Here is a 16340-nt window from a genome sequence, read left to right on the forward strand (position 1 = left end):
TGTCGTGTGCCCGACCTGCGTGTCTTCCCCGATAGCCTCACCGGTATGCGCGGGCGATCAGCGCCGACGCCATCGAACGGCGGTATGCCGCACGGTGGCGGGGCCGATCACGAGCGCATCGGCGAGCGCATCCATCCGGGGCGAACCGTGCTCCGGCGGTGTGCGGCCGCGCACGGCGGACCAACACGGGATGGGATGGTGACGAACACATGGAGATCGACTGGCCGAGCCCGGTGACGGCACAGGCTGTCGCGGAGTCGGGATGGACACCGGAACGCCGGATAGACATCGCCGAATGGCTCGAGGAATTGCGCGCCGAGGGCTACTACATGTCGCCCGCGGCGGCGGGGATCCTGGAGAGCTTCGGCAAACTGGCCCTGCGCCCGGCCGACACCGCAGACGCCCTGTGGGGCGCGGACCCGTACTTCTTCGATCCGATCGAGGTCGGGTCGGGCATGTACGAGCGCTACGCGGATCTACAGGAACAGGTCGGCCATCGCATGTCGCCCCTGGCCGCCAACGCCAGCGGCACCGGCTTCCTGCTGATTCTCGACGACGGCCGCGTGGTCTCCGATGACGCGCAGGGGCTGTGGCTGCTGGGCGAGACGTTCCCCGAAGCCATCGACCTCGCCCTGCGCAGGCACCGGACACCGGATGTGCTCACCGCGGCACAGTGACCGGCTGTGACGTCGCGGCGACCGGCTCCGGTGATACCGTGCCGCCGCCGATGACTCGGTGACTGCCCGCCGGTGATTCAGACGCGTTGCGCGGCAGCGGATACGCGATGATTCGCCAGGTGCGCCAGGATCGACTGGTTGGCCTCCCACCCGTCGGGGAACTTCACCGCCACATCGAGATACACCGGCTCGGTCGACGGGTGGGCGTCCAGCAGTTCCGGAATTCCGGCGCGCCCCACCACGATGCAGGCGTGCCGGTGCCGGGAGGTGAGCACGCACAGTCGCCCGGCCTCGAGATGGAACTCGGTGGCGTCGCGGCGTCCGGACAGCGGATGCAGCACCAGGGTGACGTCGTATTCGCGGCCCTGCAGGCGATTGGCGGTGTCGACGGTGATGGCGTGCGCGGGGGTGTCCGCTAGCGCCGCGCGCACGGCGGCGGCCTGATCGCGATGGGCGGTGCCGATGGCGATGCGATCGGCGGTGAGCGGTTGCGGCTCGGAGTTGCTCTCCGAGCGCGTGATTCCGCCGCGCTGTAGCAGGCGGGCCGCGAGCGCGGCGAGGGTCTCGATGGCCTCGCTGTCGGTGCGCAGGGTGTGCCGCGCGGGCAGTTCGTACCAGGCCCAGCCCGAGCGCGCGGCCTCCTCGAGCGCCTCGTCCATCGGCCCGCCGCCGAAGCCGCGCGCGGTGAACTCCAGACTGCGCTGGTCCGCGGTGGTCCCCGCGGCGAATTCGGTGAAGGGATAGAACGCCCGGGAGATGATCGGCGCGGCCGACGCGGGCAGCCGCCACGACACGGGCAGCCGGTGCACCGGCACCGTCGGATTGTGCGCCAGCAGCACGCTCACCGCGCTCAGCGTCGGATCCCACGACAGGCCCGCCCAGCGGTCCCGGTCGATGATGGCGAACGGGTCGAGCTGGCCGGGATCGCCCACGAACAGCGCGCGTTCACCCGGGCGGGCGATGCGCAGCAGCATGTCCGACCGCATCTGATACGCCTCGTCGACAATGGTCCACGCCCACGACCCCTCGGTCTTGGTCGCCCATTTCGCCGCCGTGCCCAGCAGCACCGCGCGATCCTCGAGATCCTCGATCGAACTGCCGACCAGCACGTTGGCGTGCGCCGAAACCCGTTCGCTGGGTGCGTAATCCTTGGCCGAGAAGCGCCCGATCAGCAGCGCCGAGTCGGCCCGGGCGAGCCGGTCGATGAGGTCGTCGACCTGTTCGTTGGTCTGGGCGACGATGCGCACCGGCTGCCCGGTGGCGGCCAGATGCCGGGCGGCGCGCACCACCAGGGTCGACTTGCCCGCGCCCGGCGGGGAGTCCACCACGACCGCGCGTTCGGTGCCGGCGGTGAGGTCGGCCAGGACCGCCTCGATGACCTGATCGGGGGTCTTCACGACCATTCTTCCTGTGCGTCGGCGGGATTCGGGGTCCACTCCGGCGGCGGGCCGCCGTGGGTCCAGGGTGTGTCCTCGGGTTTGGGGAGTTCGTGCGGGCGCTGGAATCCGCTGGGGGACAGGCCGGTGAAGGTGAGCCGATGGCCGGGCGACGGCACCGAGCCGGGTTTGGCGGTGTGCCCGTTGCCCATTCCGCCGGACAGTTCCAGGGTCACGATCTCCCCGTCGATGCCCAGGACCCGGCCCTTCTGCCCGCGCGATTCCACCACGTGCAGTTCGGTCCCGATCGCCATGGCGACGGGATCGGTGGTGTGCACCCGAATCTCCGGCCGCAGCAGCTTCTTTCCCGAGGCGTTCACGATGAGCCGGGTCGGGTCGCACTCCACGACCAGGCCGCGGAAGGCGTCGCCGCTGAGCCGGTACTCGGCCATCACCAGCGGATCGTCGTACGCCCGTTGCACATCCAGCGCCTGCTGCGCCTGTTCGCGTGCGAGCAGTCGTCGGACCGCCGGGACCGGGCTGTCCCGGCGCGGCTGCGGATGACTCTCGGGGATGTTCCGGTGGAACCGGCTGAACTGACTGCGGTCCCCGTCCCAGCGCGCGGCCACGCTCGCGCCCGCGGGCATGGCGCGCAGCAGGTCGATCGCCCGCCACATCAGCCGCCAGGTCGGGGCCAGCTGCTGTTCGAGCGCGTGCCGGATGCGCTCGCCGGCCAGCACCCGCAGGTCGTCGTCGATCGCGGTGTCGTAGGCGGTGAGCAGCGGGGAGAGTTCCTCGTTGTCGAAACCCGGATCGGTGGCCGGGCCGGCGGGCGGCGACTCGATGGGATCCTCGGCGAGTGCGGCGGCCTGCGCCCCGGTCGACCCCGCGGGCGGATCGATCCAGCCGAGCTGCGCGGCCAGATTCCCGTCCTCCATGCCGGATTGCCCGGTGGCCCAGTGCCCGCCGAGCACCGAGGTCATGGCCAGTAGCGCGCTCGATCCCGGATGTTCGGCCCGATCCCCGAACCAGGTCAGCCAGCGGCCCAGCAGCGGCACGCTCTCCGGCACCGGGTTCGGCCCGTCGGCCCGGCGGAATCGCACCGACCGGCCCATGAGTTTGAGGAAGGTGGTGCCGCCCTGATTGGGCACCCACAGCTGCGGCGAATCCAGGCAACGTTCCCACGCGTCACCGGATTTCGGCGTCACCGTCTCGGTGTCGGCCAGGAACGAGGACAGGTAGGGCAGCACGATGTCGGCCAGCTCGGCGGTGAAATGAAACCGCAGTTGCCGGTCGCGCGGCTGCGGCACGATCAGCACCGTCGCGTCCTCGGGGCCGCTGCCCACCATGACCGCCAGCGGCGCGGCGGCCTCCCCGGCCATGCGCAGCGGAATGACCACCAGCGGCCGGCGCGCCACATGGCAGTGCCGGACCGTCGCGATCGGTTGTGCCCGGCCACTTCTGGTGGCCTCGATACGAGCGAGTGCGGTGAGCACACTCACGCTGTGCCCCTCCTCGCACCGGGATGCCGCACGGTGAAGCGCTGCCCCCGCACCGGATCGCTCACGCGAACGCCTCCTGCCGCAGCAGCTGGGCGAACCGCAGTTGCGCGGCGATGTCGGCCTGCTCCGGGGCGGGGGTGACCGCGCCGTCGGCCAGGGCCAATGCCACTGCGATGGAGTCGATTCCGCCGACCTCGTCGCAGATGCTGCGGCCGAGCACATCGACCGAGCCGTGCGCGCGCGCCTCCTCGCGGCAGAAGAAGGCCAGCTCGCAGCTGGACATGCATTCGGGCGCGTACCGCCCGTCCACCGCCGACACCGCCGCCAGCAGCTGATCGCCCGAGGCGAAGGTCAGCTCCGGCGGAAAGACCTCGACGAGTTCCTGGATGCGGGTCAGGCGCGAGAGCTGGCGGGTGATGACCGCCAGCTGCTTGCGGATGTCGACCTTGGCCGCGGTGGGCTGATTGGAGAAGTCCTTGGGGCACACCAGGATCACCTCGTGCGACACCTGTTCGGGCCGGCCGCCGACCTGCGTCAGCAGCTGCCGCAGCGCGAGCACGTAGACCGCGGACTGGCGGGCCGCGGCGGCGACCTGCTCCGGGGCGGCCTGGCCGTCGATTACGGCGATGGATTTGATCTCCACGACGTGGAAGCGGCCGTCGATCTGCACCGCGATCACGTCGGGCTCCAAATACGCGGTCACCCCGGCGATATCGAGCGCGAGCATCGGATGGTCGAAAAGCGTGCCCGCGCCGGTGCGCACGACCTCGGCCAGCAATTGCCGAGTTCTCCGGTGCCGCACCGCGTTACCGGCGTTGTCTCCCACGGTGTTCAGATCATCGTAGGAGACCTCCGGGAGGGTGAGCCCGAACCGCTCGCGCAGCAGCGCCAGCAACTGCGCGCACCCGTTGGCCTTCACATACGCCTCGAAGGAATTCCCGCGCGTAATCGCGAACTGTGACTGGCCGAATCGCGCCGGATATCCCAGTTCGCGTGCCACCACCGTCTTGTCGACGGCCGCCGCGTCCATGAGCGCGCGCCGGGAACAGCCCGGATTGGTGGTGAGCGCGGCAATGGTGCGTGCGTTGTGCCGACAGGCGGGTGCGGCGCCACGCACTTCATCGAGCCGCGCCGTCAATTCCGTCATCCCGCAGAACTCCCGTATCTATTGTTCGTCGTGCCGAATCGTGTACCGAACAGCTGTGCAGCAGGATCTTCCACCTGGGCTACGACACGTTCGGCCGCTGCCCGCCGCGCGCGCTCGTCCGAATCCCGGTGCACGGCCAATTCATTGCGTGCCGCGTCGGCGATCACATCGAAGCCGGCATCCATTCGCACCCCGCGTATTCCGGGAATGGTGGAGGCCAGTTGGCGGACCACGCGGCGGCCGCCGGAGCCGACCTCCTCAAGGCTGGAACCGTGCTCTGCCAGGCGAATCACCGCGGTCAGCAGATCGACCCGGGCGCTGAGGGGGCCGACCATGCGGTGGGCGAGCGGCCAGGTGCTCAGCGCCATGAGCCCGCGCGCGGGGGCGAGGAGATCGACCGTCAGGGCCGCGCACACGTAGTAGGGCCGTGCGAAAGGCGCTGTGCGAAAAGACCTGTCCTCGTCCCGCCGCAGACTCGTCAATCGGGCGGCGACGAGTTCACCGGAGAAGAATCCCTCGTGCACCGCCATGATGAGCCGCGGTGCGGCCGGCACCGACAGCAGCGTGAGCGCCTGATGCACGTGTTCGCGCACCGGCACGCCGGACGGCACGGCCTCGATCTCCTCGTCCGCTCCCGAACCCTCGCCGAGAACGGCTGTCTCCCATTCGGTTTCCACCCCGCGCAACTCGGCCCGCAGCTTTCGCGCCGCCGTGCGATCCCCACCCGCGATGGCCCGCCGCACCGAAGCTCGTAATTCGGAAATCCTGGCTTCCAGGGCATCAGGCGACACGGTCATACCGCACACGGTAGCCACCACTTCCAGTATGCACCAGTATTTTCCAGTAATTGCCCGAATTGCCGGAACTTCATCCCCGGACTTGTGAGGCCGCGGTCCGGATGAAGCCCGAGCGGTGTCGGTACACCCACCGCAACTCCGCCGCACTCAGCGCGGTAATGGCCAGGACCCCGAACACCGACACCGGTGTGCGGAGCCCGTCGGGTGTGGCGCTCACGCCGCCCGTGAAGGTTTCGGCCACCACCCCGGCGATCACCATGAACGGGGCCGCGACCGCGGGCATCGCCGGATTCGTGTGGCCGGCGTTGAACACCGTCCCCGACACGCTCACCGGAATCAGCACGAAGAACGCGACCGCCGGAAGAATCATGAGGATCATGCCGATCGCGACCGTCAGCGACGACGCGTACCGATCGTCGAAGGTCGTCAGCACCCAGGCGATGATGCTCGCGATGAGCCCCAGCCCGATCGCCGTGCTCAGGGGCCCGAGTCGCTCCACGCCATCGCGCCCGCGCACCACGAACAGTCGCTCCACGCGATCCGCGTGCACACCGTCCGGCGCGGTGGCGACGAAGACCACCGACAGTGCCGCAACCAGCACCAGCCCGGTGAAGGTCAGCGCGTAGTACTTGGTGCCCACCACGTCGAACCAGTCACCGTTTCCGCCGTCCCCGTATCGCAGCGCCAGCCAGCCGAGCAGTACCGCGGTGATCCCCGCGCGCGCGGCGGCGAACGGCGTCCACGCCACCCCCGCGCGCCGCAACACCAGCACCGCGCCCAGCACCGCGAGCACCCACACCCCGGCCACCTGCAACACCCACCACGCCAGCGCACCGACCGGCCGCGCGACATCCCACACCACGCTCATGCCCGCACCCCGCCCGCCGCCACCGATTCGCTAGCCTTGCGAAACATCAAGCCCCCCTGTTGGTTACGGTGAGATAGCCCCCGACGCTACCGACTCTCCGGAACCGTGTCCTGCCAAAGCGTGAAGCAATCGTCAAGCCCCCGTTGACATCCGGCAGGCGCTATCGAGGACGGACCCCCTCGGCGCGTTCGTCGCCGGTTCTTCGAGCGCCCTGAAATCCGGTCGGCGCGGCCCGGCGCGGGCTGTTAGGCTCGCGCCCTCCAGAGAGGATGCGGGTCATTGGCGGGGGCGGAGTTGATGTCGGCTGTTGTCGGCGCGGGCGGGGTTGCGGAGCTGCGGGACGTGCCGGTGCCGGTGCGGCGGCCGGGGTGGGTGCGGTTGCGGGTGCTGGGGGCGGCGATCTGCCGGACCGATGTGTACGCGGCGACCGGGCGGTTGCCGCTGGGCGGCCCGCGGGTGCTGGGGCACGAGATGGTCGGGGAGGTCGTCGAAGCCGATCCCGAGGGGGACTACCGTCCGGGTGCGCGGGTCGCGGTCGCTACTCCGCTGATCGCCTGTGCCGAATGCGAATCGGCCGCGCGGCGGTGCGGTGAGTCGCGCATGCTCGGGGTCGATCTCGACGGTGCCTTCGCCGAGCAGACGGTGGTGCCGGAGGCGAATCTGTGGCCGGTGCCGGAGTCGCTGCCCCTGCGGCGGGCGGCCTGCGTCGAACCGATCGCCGCTACGACCGCGGTGTTGCGCGCCCCGATTCGACCGGACCAGCGCGGCGTTGTCCTGGGTGCGGGCCGCATCGCCGAACTCAGCGGCCGGGTGCTGCGCGCGCACGGGTTCGGATCCGTCGATGACGAGGTGGATGCCAAGGGCGACTACGACTTCGTGATCGAGTCCGCCGGAACCGGGGATGCACTGGCCCGGGCGGTCGCGCTGGCTCGCCCGGGCGGCGTCGTGGTGCTCAAGAGCCGGCCCGCCGCCCCGATCGCCCTGGACGTGGCGGCCGCGGTTCGCAAAGACCTTGTGCTGGCGGCGGTCTCGTACGGTCCGGCCGCCGACGCTGTTCGACTGGCGGGGGAGTTGGCGATCGACGATCTCCTCGGCGAGACCTATCCGCTGCGCCGATTCGCCGATGCGCTGGCCGCCGCCGAGCGGGATCCGCTGGGACCCAAGGTGTTGCTCGACCCGGCGGGGGCTCGCTGATGTGCGGGGTGGTCGCGGTCGTCCGCGACAACGGCATCGACGCGCAGGCTCTGGAATCGGCGCTGCGGGCCCTCGCGCATCGCGGACCCGACGGCAGTGGTCACTGGATCGCGCCGGACCGCCGGGTCGCGCTCGGCCACACCCGGCTCGCGGTGCGCGATGTGGCCGGCGGAGCGCAGCCGATCCGGAGCACCGACGATCGGTGCGTAGCGGTCGTGAACGGCGAGCTGTACCACTCCGCGGAGCTGCGATCGGAGTTGCGCTCTCGCGGGCACGAATTCACCACCCGCGGTGACAGCGAGCTGGTTCTGCACGCCTGGCGGGAGTGGGGCCCGGCGATGCTGCCGCGCCTGCACGGCGAGTTCGCTCTCATCGTGTGGGATGCCCGGCGGCGGACGCTGTTCGCGGCCCGCGACCGGTTCGGCATCAAGCCGCTGGTGTGGGCCCGGCACGCGGACGCCGTGCTCCTGGCCTCCAGGATCGCGGGACTGTCGGCGCTGGGTCTGCCCATCGCCTGGAATCACGACTCCCTCTGGCAGAGCACCGGATTGCAGTACGCCCCGCCCGGCGAGACCCTCTTCGCGGGCGCGCACGTGCTCCCCGCCGGGCACTGGCTGACGGTGCGCGACGGTGCGATCGACATCCGCCAGTACTGGGACCTGGACTACCCGGTCGACCCCGCGCCGATCGCCGACCCCGCCACGGCCACCCGGGAATTCCGCTCCCGCCTCACTACCGCCGTCACCGAACGCCTCGATGCCGATGTTCCCGTGGCCTTCCAACTCTCCGGCGGCCTGGACTCCAGCGCGGTGCTCGCCGCGGCGACCCGCCACCGCGGCCCGCAGGACGCGTTCACCCTTTCGTTCGCCGACGCCGCCGGTTACGACGAGCACCCGCTCGCCGCCGCCACCGCGGACCACCTCGGCGCGCGCCTGCACACGGTCGCCGTCACCGATCGCGAGCTGGCGGAATCCTTCCCCGCCGCCGTCCTGCACGCCGAGTCGACGTGCGTGAACACCCATGCGGCAGCGAAACTCCGGCTGCACGCCGCCGTCCGCGCCGCCGGCTTCAAGGTTGCCCTCACCGGCGAGGGCGCGGACGAGATCCTCTTCGGCTACCCGCATCTGCGCGCCGACCTGCGCGGTTCGCTCGGCGGTCTGACCGCCACGAACACCGCCTCGGCCGGACTGATGCTCCCCGACGGCGACGGTCTGCCGCTCGACCACGTCCGGCGGGAACTCGGTTTCGTCCCCACCTGGCTCGCCGCCAAAGCCTCCTTCGGCCGACGGGTTCGAGACCTGCTGCACCCGGAATGGTCCGCGCGCTTCGCCGATCACGACATCGGCCGAACCGTCCTCGCGGACTTCGACATCCGGGCCCGCCTCACCGGTCGCGGTCCCGTCGAACAGTCCTCGTACCTGTGGACGAAGCTCGCGCTGGAGGGTTACATCCTGCGCGCTCTCGGCGACGGCCTCGAAATGGCCAACGGCGTCGAAGGCCGTCTCCCGTTCCTGGACACCGCGCTCGTCGAACACGCTCTCGCCCTGCCCACTTCGTTCAAGATCCGCGACGGCGTCGAGAAGTGGATCCTGCGCGAAGCCGTGCGCGACCTGCTCCCCGCCGACGTCGTGACCGGCGAGAAACACCCCTTCCTCGGCCCGCCGATCGGCCCGCACATGCGCGAGCTTGCCCGCTCGGTCCTCACCGATCCGAGCGTGCGTGCACTCGGCTTCTTCGACGCTGCCCGCATCGATGACCTGCTGAAGCGCTGGGAAGTAACGGATATCGCCTACCGCAAGCTGCTCGACCCCGTGATCCTGTTCTTCACCTCGGTCGGCATCCTGCACACCGGATTGGGGATGACCGCATGACCTGGTGGGCCGACCTCTACGACGACCTGCTGGCCGACCAGCTCCTCGAACGCGAGTCGGGCACGGTCGAACCGACCCTCGACTTTCTACTCGACCGGCTGGATCTCCGCCCGGGCGACAGCGTCTACGACCAGTGCTGCGGCATCGGCAGTCTCACCATTCCGCTGGCCGCCCGCGGCCTGCGGGCACTCGGCGTCGACCAGGCCGCCGGGTACATCGAGCGCGCCCGCAGGGACGCGGAGAACGCCGGTGTGACAGCCGAGTTCGCCGCGGCCGACGCCTGCGATTTCGTCCCGCCCGAACCGGTAGACGCGGTCTTCAACTGGTGGACCAGCTTCGGCTACGGCACCGACGCCGACAACCAGCGCATGCTCGACCGCGCCTTCGAATCCCTGCGCCCCGGCGGCCGATTCGCCCTGGACACCATGAACCTCCCCGGCGTCCTGCGCGGTTTCCAGCGCGACAACGTCCTGCACCGCGAGACCCCGCGCGGCCGCGTGCTGCTGCTCCGCGAAACCACCATCGACCTCCCGTCCGGCCGAATGCTCAAGGACTGGACGTATTTCGTCGACGGCCGCCTCGAAACCCGCCACCGCAGCTCGGTCCGCCTCTACCTGCCCGACGCCGTCGCCGCGATGCTCGCCACCGCGGGCTTCACCGACATCGACCTGCTCGGCGACCTCACCGGCGCCGCCCTCACCCTCGATAGCCCGCGTCTGATCGCACTCGCCAGGAGACCGTGATGACCCTGCCCCAGCGCACCCGCCCCGACAGCGACGCCGGCCTGCGCCGAGCGCTGTACTCCGGCACAGTATTTCTGCTTCCGGCCACCGAAAGCTCGCTGCGACTGGTCGATTACGCCCGCGCGAGTCTGGAATCCGAACTCGGCCCCGATCCGCGTACCGCGCACGAGCGCTACGACGACGCCGAGCTCTTCGACCGCATCGGCCGCGTCCGCAAACACGTCTACACCGAACCCGCCGCCCAGCGCCTGCTGCGCGACACCGCGGCGGCCGTCGGCTTCGCCCCCGACCGGACGGCCTTCGACCCGGCCCGCCTGCGCGCGATCCTGCATGGCGCCCAGCACAATCCGCGCGCCGCACCGGTCTACTACCCGCACCGCGACACCTGGTACGGCCACCCCGGCTCGGTCGTCACCATCTGGACGGCCCTGGACGACCTGACCCCGTCCGAGACCTTCGTCTTCTACCCCGAGCGCTTCGCCCGGCTCGTCCCGAACGATTCGGAGATCTTCGACTACGACGACTGGGTGTCCCGGGGCTGGAGCCTCAAGATCGGCTGGCAGGACCGCGACGCGTCCCTGAAGGCCCGCTACCCGCAGGTGACCGGCGCCCCCGACTTCGGCCCCGAGACCGGCTTCTCCTGCCGCGCCGGGGAGGTACTCCTGTTCTCCGGCAGTCACTTCCACAGAACCCTGCCCCAGCAGGGCCTGTCCCGCTTCAGCCTGGACGCCCGCCTGGTCCACCTCGCCGACCATGCCGCCGGCCACTCCGCCCCCGACGTGGACAACCGCTCCCGCGGCTCGGCCGTACCGGACTACATCCAGCCCGGTGAGCTGGACGCTGTTGCGGCGGTCGAATGAATACGCGCACGGTCGGCGTCCGGGCACGCCGTCAGGCTCTCGGAGTCTCGACCAGGTTCGCGGTGAGCAGTCGATGACCTATGACGAACCCGGGCTCGAATACCGCATCGAGCCGATGGCTGATAATCCCGATGGGCTGTCGGCCGTGAATTTCCTCGACCGCCTGGCCGAAGTCACGCGGCGCAATCCGGCGGCGGTGGCGATAGACGCCCACGACGAGGTCTGGACGTACGCCGAACTCGTCGGCAACGCCGAACAACTGGCGGCCCGTCTCACCGAAGCCGGTGTCCGTGCGGGCGATGTGGTCGCCCTCCGAATCGGCCGCAGCGCATGGCATATCGCGGCGATGCTCGCCGCATGGCAGGTACGCGCCGCGTTCCTCCCCATCGAGCCGGGCATACCCCGGACCCGCGAAGCGGCGATACTCACCGAATCTTGTGCACGGGTGCTCGTGTCGTCCGAGGGGGACCGCCTCCGCGGTACCGAATCCAGCGTCGACCGGCGACCGTCCCGGTCACGCGATGCAGCCTCGTTGTCCGCTGAATCGGATGGTGAGCGGCCGCACGGGGAGGAGGGCGGCGGGCGGTGGTTCGCGGCGGCACACGGTGACTCGCAGCCGCCGGCGGAGGCTGAAGGCGGCGGGCAGCGGTTCGGGGCCGGTGGCCGGCGGCGGTTCACCGGGGTAGGCGGTGACGAGTCACTGTGCGCCGAGGCGGGTGGCGCCGGGCTCGGGTCGGCCGCGGCGCGCGGGGTGGAACCGCAGGTCGAACCGCATATCCCGCTGCGGATCTCGCGTTCGATCGCCGACCTCCCGCCCTTGGCGGCCGCCGCCGACGACCTGGCCTACGTCATCTACACCTCCGGCTCGACCGGGCGCCCCAAAGGCGTCCGCGTCGCGCACACCGGCCTGGTCCCCATGCTCACCGCCCAAATAGACCTGTTCGCACTGGCTCCGGGCATGCGCGCACTGTTCACCCTCTCCACCGCGTTCGACGCGTCGATCTCCGACATCGGTACCGCCCTGCTCGCCGGAGCCACCCTGGTCATCCCGAGCGAACCCGCCACCCCGACGACTCTCGCGGAACTCGTGCGCGCCCACGGCATCACCCACGCCGATCTGCCCCCATCTCTGCTCGCGCACGTCGACCCCGACTCGGTCCCGAACACCCTGCGCACCATCGTGATCGGCGGCGAGGTCTGCGCCCCCGGAGTCGTCCGGGCCTGGGCCGCCCGGGTCCGCCTCATCAACGTCTACGGCCCGACCGAAGCCACCATCTGCACGAGCATGAGCCGGTGCGGCCCGGACTGGTCCCGCCCCCTCATCGGATCCCCGCTCCCGCATGTCGAATACGCCCTCCACGACGGCGAACTCCTCATCGGCGGCCCCGCCCTGGCCCTGGGCTACATCGACCGCCCCGAACTCGACCGCGAGCGCTTCATCACCCGTGCGGGCCGACGCTGGTACCGCACGGGCGATCTCGTCCGCCACCACCCGAACGGCGACTGGGAGTTCGTCGGCCGCAAGGACCGCCAGGTCAAGATCAACGGCCGGCTCGTGTGCCCGGAGGAGATAGAGGCCCGCCTCCGCGATGTTCCCGGCATCACCGAAGCGGCGGTGACGGTGACGGATTCACCCACGACGCTGATCGCGCACGTCCGGGCCGACGATGCCGCCCTGACTCCGGGGGCGATCCACGACCGCCTCGCTCTATCGCTGCCCGCGTGGATGCTGCCCCGCATCACCCTCGTCGAGGCACTGTCGCGAAACCGCACCGGCAAGGTCGATCACCACGCACTGGCCGCTGGCCTCCACACGATCGCCCTTCCCGATCGCCCGGACGCCGGCGAACGCCCGTCCTCGAGCAGACCCGAATCTCAGCGGGCTCGAACGAGTCCGGACCCGCGACGTGTCCTGCTCGACCGCCGCACCGAGCTGATCTGCCGGGCCTTCGAAGCGGCACTGGGCCTTGCGGATGTCGCCCCGGACGACGATTTCCGACAGCTCGGCGGCGATTCCCTCGCGGCGTTGATCGTGGTCACCGAGGCCCGCCTGCGCGGCGTCGCGCTCCTGCCCGCCGCGGTACTGACCGATCGCACCCCCGCCCGCCTCGCGGCCGCACCCCGTCCCGCAGATCGCACGGTCGCCGACATGAATCAGGTTGTCACCGGGTCGATCGGGTTGGCGGTCCGGCCTGCCCACACGCCGACTACGCGGTCCGAAGCAGTGTCCGCCGTGCCCGTGGGGGACTGGCTGATCACCGGCGCGACCGGATTCCTCGGCCGCCACCTCGTCCCGGAACTGCTGCGCCGCACCACCGGAACGGTCCACTGCCTCGTCCGTGCGCGAGACCCAGAGCATGCGCGACATCGCCTGGGCGCACTCGCCCGGCATCCCCGAGTGGCCGTGCACGCGGGCGACGTCGCATCGCCCGATCTCGGCCTGTCGCCCGACCTCTGGCGCTCCCTGAGCACCGATATCGGCGGAATCATCCACGGCGCGGCCGCTTTGAGCCTGAGCCTGCCCTTCACCGACATGGCGGCGGTGAACATCCGCGGCGCCGCCGAAATCGCGCGCTTCGCAGGGGCGTCCGGGGCGAAGGTCTTCCACCTCTCGTCGCTGGCGGTTCTGGCCGCGACGGACCTGGAAGCCGAAACCCTCGACGAGCGAACCCGCCTCACACCATCGACGCGGCTCTTCGGCTGTTACCCGCAGACGAAGTGGGCCGCCGAAACCCTGCTGCGCGCCTCGGTCCCGCGGCTCTTCGTCATCCGTCCCGGACTGCTCACCGGTGATTCCGCCACGGGGGAGGGACCGGCCAACTGCCCGCTCACGACCTTCCTGCGCGCGGTGTCCACACTCGGCTGTCTGCCCGAGGCGGACCGGGACCTGCTGCGGGTGAACATCACTCCCGTCGATCACGCAGCCACCGCCATCGCCGAACTCGCGACGAGCCCCTGCCCGCCGACCGTCCACGTGGCGAGCGAGACGGGCGCATCCCTGCGTGATCTACGCGATGCACTCGGCACGCGAGCGACGATCCGCACGGTCTCCCAGGCGGAGTTCGCCGCACGAACCCGGCGGCACCTCACCCGCGCCGACGCACTGGCCATGGTCACCGCCTCCTACCGCCTGACCGGCACCGACGAACACCGCGACGCCGACCTGTTCCTCAACACCGCCCGCCGCTTCCCCTGCGACCTGCTGCACGCCACCCTCGGCAGGACCATCGCGCCCCCGACCCCCGAATTACTGGCCCGCTACGTCGAATTCGCCCTGCGCTCCAGCGGCACGGCACAGTGGTCCGCATGACACGGGGCATGGTGCTCGGCAAATTCATGCCACCGCACGCGGGACATCTCTACCTCTGCGAGTTCGCGAAGAACTGGGTGGAGGACCTCACCATCGTCGTCGGCACCCTCGCCGCCGAACCCATCCCGGGCGAGCTGCGCCACCGCTGGATGCGCGAGCTGTTCCCCGCCGACACCGTCCTGCACCTGACCGACGAGAACCCGCAGGACCCCTCCGAACACCCGGATTTCTGGAATATCTGGCAGGCCAGCCTCGAGCGCATCCTGCCCGAACGGCCCGATCTGGTCTTCGCCTCCGAGCCCTACGGCGCGAAACTCGCCGAGGTGCTCGGCGCGGAGTTCGTGCCCGTCGACCTGCCCCGCGCGACGATCCCGGTCAGCGGCACCGCCATTCGCACCGATCCGATCCGGCACTGGGAGTTCATCCCCCGCTGCGTCCGGCCGCATTTCGTGCGCCGGGTCAGCATCATCGGCCCGGAGTCCACCGGCAAGACCACCCTGGCTCGCACCCTCGCGGATACCTTCGGCACCGTGTGGGTCCCCGAATGGGCGCGGACCGTGCTGGAACACCGGAATGGCAGTCTCGACGACCTGAACTGGCCGAACCTCGTCCGCGGTCAGATCGCGTCGGAGGAGGCCCTGGCCCGCAACGCCGATCGCGTGCTGTTCTGTGACACCGAACCCCTGTTGACCACGGTGTGGGCGGAATCGCTGCTCGGCGCCTGCCCGCCCGAGGTCACCGCCGCGGCCGCTGGCCGCACCTATGACCTGACCCTGCTCACCGAACCGGATGTGCCGTGGGTCGCCGACCAGGTTCGCTATCTCCCCGGGGAGAGCGAGGTCTTCCTCGACCGCTGCCGGACGGCGCTGACCCGCGCCGGCCGCACCGCCGTTCCCCTGCGCGGGGACTGGACCGCGCGCACCGAACAGGCCGTCGGCCACGTGCGCGCACTGCTACAGCAAACCAACTGCCCAGTGCCATAATCGATTTCCGCCGCGAACCCGCTTCGCGCCCGTCCGAACTCGGGTATCAATAGCGCCGTGACCACCCGGGAAGACCAGCGGTTCGCCGAGCTCGAACAGCACGACGCGTATCCCGCCATCCGCAGCCTGGTCGCCGCCTACATCGGCGACACCATCGTCAATCCGGCCACCACGCAGCCCGAGTTCTGGAACGTCACCGCGCTACCCGCCACCGCGCGGGCGCAGGGTCGCAGACGCTTGCTCACGCTGAACGTCGGTGGCTTGGAAACGCTCTACGTCACCGAGTTCCGGGAAGCAGCCGGTATCGCGATCGAACTCACCGTGAACCTCGACGTCCCCGCCGGCTGGACCGACGAACAGCTGAACCTGGAGTCCGAGGGGGTGCAGACCTCGCGCCCGGACTATCGCAGCGCCCGCGTCTGGTGCTGGCGGATCGACCTGGCCACCCTGCTCGACGACGACGTCGACTTCCAGACCCTGCTGGCGGGGAACGACTTCGAGGATCTCGCAGCCAGTCTGAACGCCGGACTCATGAGTAGGGGGCAGTCTCCCTATGCGCGCAACAACAATCCGGCGCTCGTCCGGGACCTGCTCGCGGAGCTCGACGCGATCCGCGCGGCGGAAGCCGGCGGGCATGCTCCGCAAAACCCCTGATGGGAGAGCCGATTTGACTTTGCACCGCGACCCCGCGTAACTTTCTTCAAGTCAGAGCGACACGGACACCGACCCGGAGCCGAGACGCTGAGCCGAGAGGCTGAGCGTGGTTCGAGGGAAAACGAGGTTGTACGAGGAGCGCCTGGCCAACCCTTTAGCTCACAAGATCAGCGGATTTGGTTCGCTGGAATCGCTGAGCTAAGCTTTGAAGGCAGCCACGGAGACCGACCGGGACAAAGAGCCCGCGAAGTTCCGTGTGCGTGTGTTCTTTGAGAACTCAATAGTGTGTCGATGAATGTCAGTGCCAATAATTTATTGGTTCCGATCTTCCACACCCCCGTGTGAGAGGGTCGGACAT

At 70.0% G+C, this 16340-nt stretch carries 13 protein-coding genes; 8 read left to right on the plus strand and 5 right to left on the minus strand.

Annotated elements, in window-relative coordinates; all coding sequences use genetic code 11:
* Positions 1 to 209: 209 nt before the first annotated feature.
* On the plus strand, positions 210 to 677 hold the full coding sequence (locus tag ABZ319_RS05095) for an SUKH-3 domain-containing protein (RefSeq protein ID WP_354985020.1): 468 nt from the start codon (positions 210 to 212) through the stop codon (positions 675 to 677).
* A 77-nt stretch (positions 678 to 754) separates the two neighbouring features.
* Here ABZ319_RS05095 and ABZ319_RS05100 read toward each other — a convergent pair whose 3' ends face one another.
* The 5 genes from ABZ319_RS05100 to ABZ319_RS05120 form a co-directional block, all read right to left on the minus strand.
* Positions 755 to 2074 (minus strand): AAA family ATPase, encoded by a 1320-nt coding sequence (locus ABZ319_RS05100; RefSeq protein ID WP_354985021.1) that lies wholly within the window; start codon positions 2072 to 2074, stop codon positions 755 to 757.
* On the minus strand, positions 2071 to 3555 hold the full coding sequence (locus tag ABZ319_RS05105) for a hypothetical protein (RefSeq protein ID WP_354985022.1): 1485 nt from the start codon (positions 3553 to 3555) through the stop codon (positions 2071 to 2073). Before ABZ319_RS05105 ends, ABZ319_RS05100 begins: the two co-directional genes overlap by 4 nt.
* Before the next feature lie 61 nt (positions 3556 to 3616).
* Positions 3617 to 4702 carry a hypothetical protein gene (locus ABZ319_RS05110; RefSeq protein ID WP_354985023.1) on the minus strand — a complete coding sequence of 362 codons (1086 nt, stop codon included), beginning with the start codon at positions 4700 to 4702 and terminating at the stop codon, positions 3617 to 3619.
* Positions 4699 to 5499 (minus strand): hypothetical protein, encoded by an 801-nt coding sequence (locus ABZ319_RS05115; RefSeq protein WP_354985024.1) that lies wholly within the window; start codon positions 5497 to 5499, stop codon positions 4699 to 4701. Before ABZ319_RS05115 ends, ABZ319_RS05110 begins: the two co-directional genes overlap by 4 nt.
* A 70-nt stretch (positions 5500 to 5569) precedes the next feature.
* Positions 5570 to 6367, minus strand: a complete 798-nt coding sequence (locus tag ABZ319_RS05120) for a hypothetical protein (RefSeq protein WP_354985025.1) — start codon at positions 6365 to 6367, stop codon at positions 5570 to 5572.
* A 297-nt stretch (positions 6368 to 6664) separates the two neighbouring features.
* Here ABZ319_RS05120 and ABZ319_RS05125 point away from each other — a divergent pair, with 297 nt between their 5' ends.
* The 7 genes from ABZ319_RS05125 to ABZ319_RS05155 all read left to right on the plus strand — a co-directional run bounded on the left by ABZ319_RS05125 (position 6665) and on the right by ABZ319_RS05155 (position 15982).
* Positions 6665 to 7561, plus strand: coding sequence for an alcohol dehydrogenase catalytic domain-containing protein (locus tag ABZ319_RS05125; protein ID WP_354985026.1), 897 nt, complete (start codon positions 6665 to 6667; stop codon positions 7559 to 7561).
* Between the two features lie 8 nt (positions 7562 to 7569).
* Positions 7570 to 9432, plus strand: a complete 1863-nt coding sequence (gene asnB / locus ABZ319_RS05130; protein WP_354985027.1) for an asparagine synthase (glutamine-hydrolyzing) — start codon at positions 7570 to 7572, stop codon at positions 9430 to 9432.
* The gene (locus ABZ319_RS05135; RefSeq protein ID WP_354985028.1) at positions 9429 to 10175 is read left to right on the plus strand and encodes a class I SAM-dependent methyltransferase; all 747 of its coding nucleotides are present in this window, start codon (positions 9429 to 9431) and stop codon (positions 10173 to 10175) included. The genes asnB and ABZ319_RS05135 overlap by 4 nt, the downstream gene beginning before the upstream one ends.
* Positions 10175 to 11035: a hypothetical protein gene (locus ABZ319_RS05140; RefSeq protein WP_354985029.1), complete on the plus strand. Its 861-nt coding sequence runs from the start codon at positions 10175 to 10177 to the stop codon at positions 11033 to 11035. Before ABZ319_RS05135 ends, ABZ319_RS05140 begins: the two co-directional genes overlap by 1 nt.
* Before the next feature lie 73 nt (positions 11036 to 11108).
* Positions 11109 to 14345: an AMP-binding protein gene (locus ABZ319_RS05145; protein ID WP_354985030.1), complete on the plus strand. Its 3237-nt coding sequence runs from the start codon at positions 11109 to 11111 to the stop codon at positions 14343 to 14345.
* Positions 14342 to 15328 (plus strand): AAA family ATPase, encoded by a 987-nt coding sequence (locus tag ABZ319_RS05150; protein ID WP_354985031.1) that lies wholly within the window; start codon positions 14342 to 14344, stop codon positions 15326 to 15328. The genes ABZ319_RS05145 and ABZ319_RS05150 overlap by 4 nt, the downstream gene beginning before the upstream one ends.
* 57 nt (positions 15329 to 15385) lie before the next feature.
* Positions 15386 to 15982 (plus strand): hypothetical protein, encoded by a 597-nt coding sequence (locus ABZ319_RS05155; RefSeq protein ID WP_354985032.1) that lies wholly within the window; start codon positions 15386 to 15388, stop codon positions 15980 to 15982.
* Positions 15983 to 16340: the final 358 nt, after the last annotated feature.

It is taken from the genome of Nocardia sp. NPDC005978, assembly GCF_040614455.1.
Taxonomy (GTDB): domain Bacteria; phylum Actinomycetota; class Actinomycetes; order Mycobacteriales; family Mycobacteriaceae; genus Nocardia.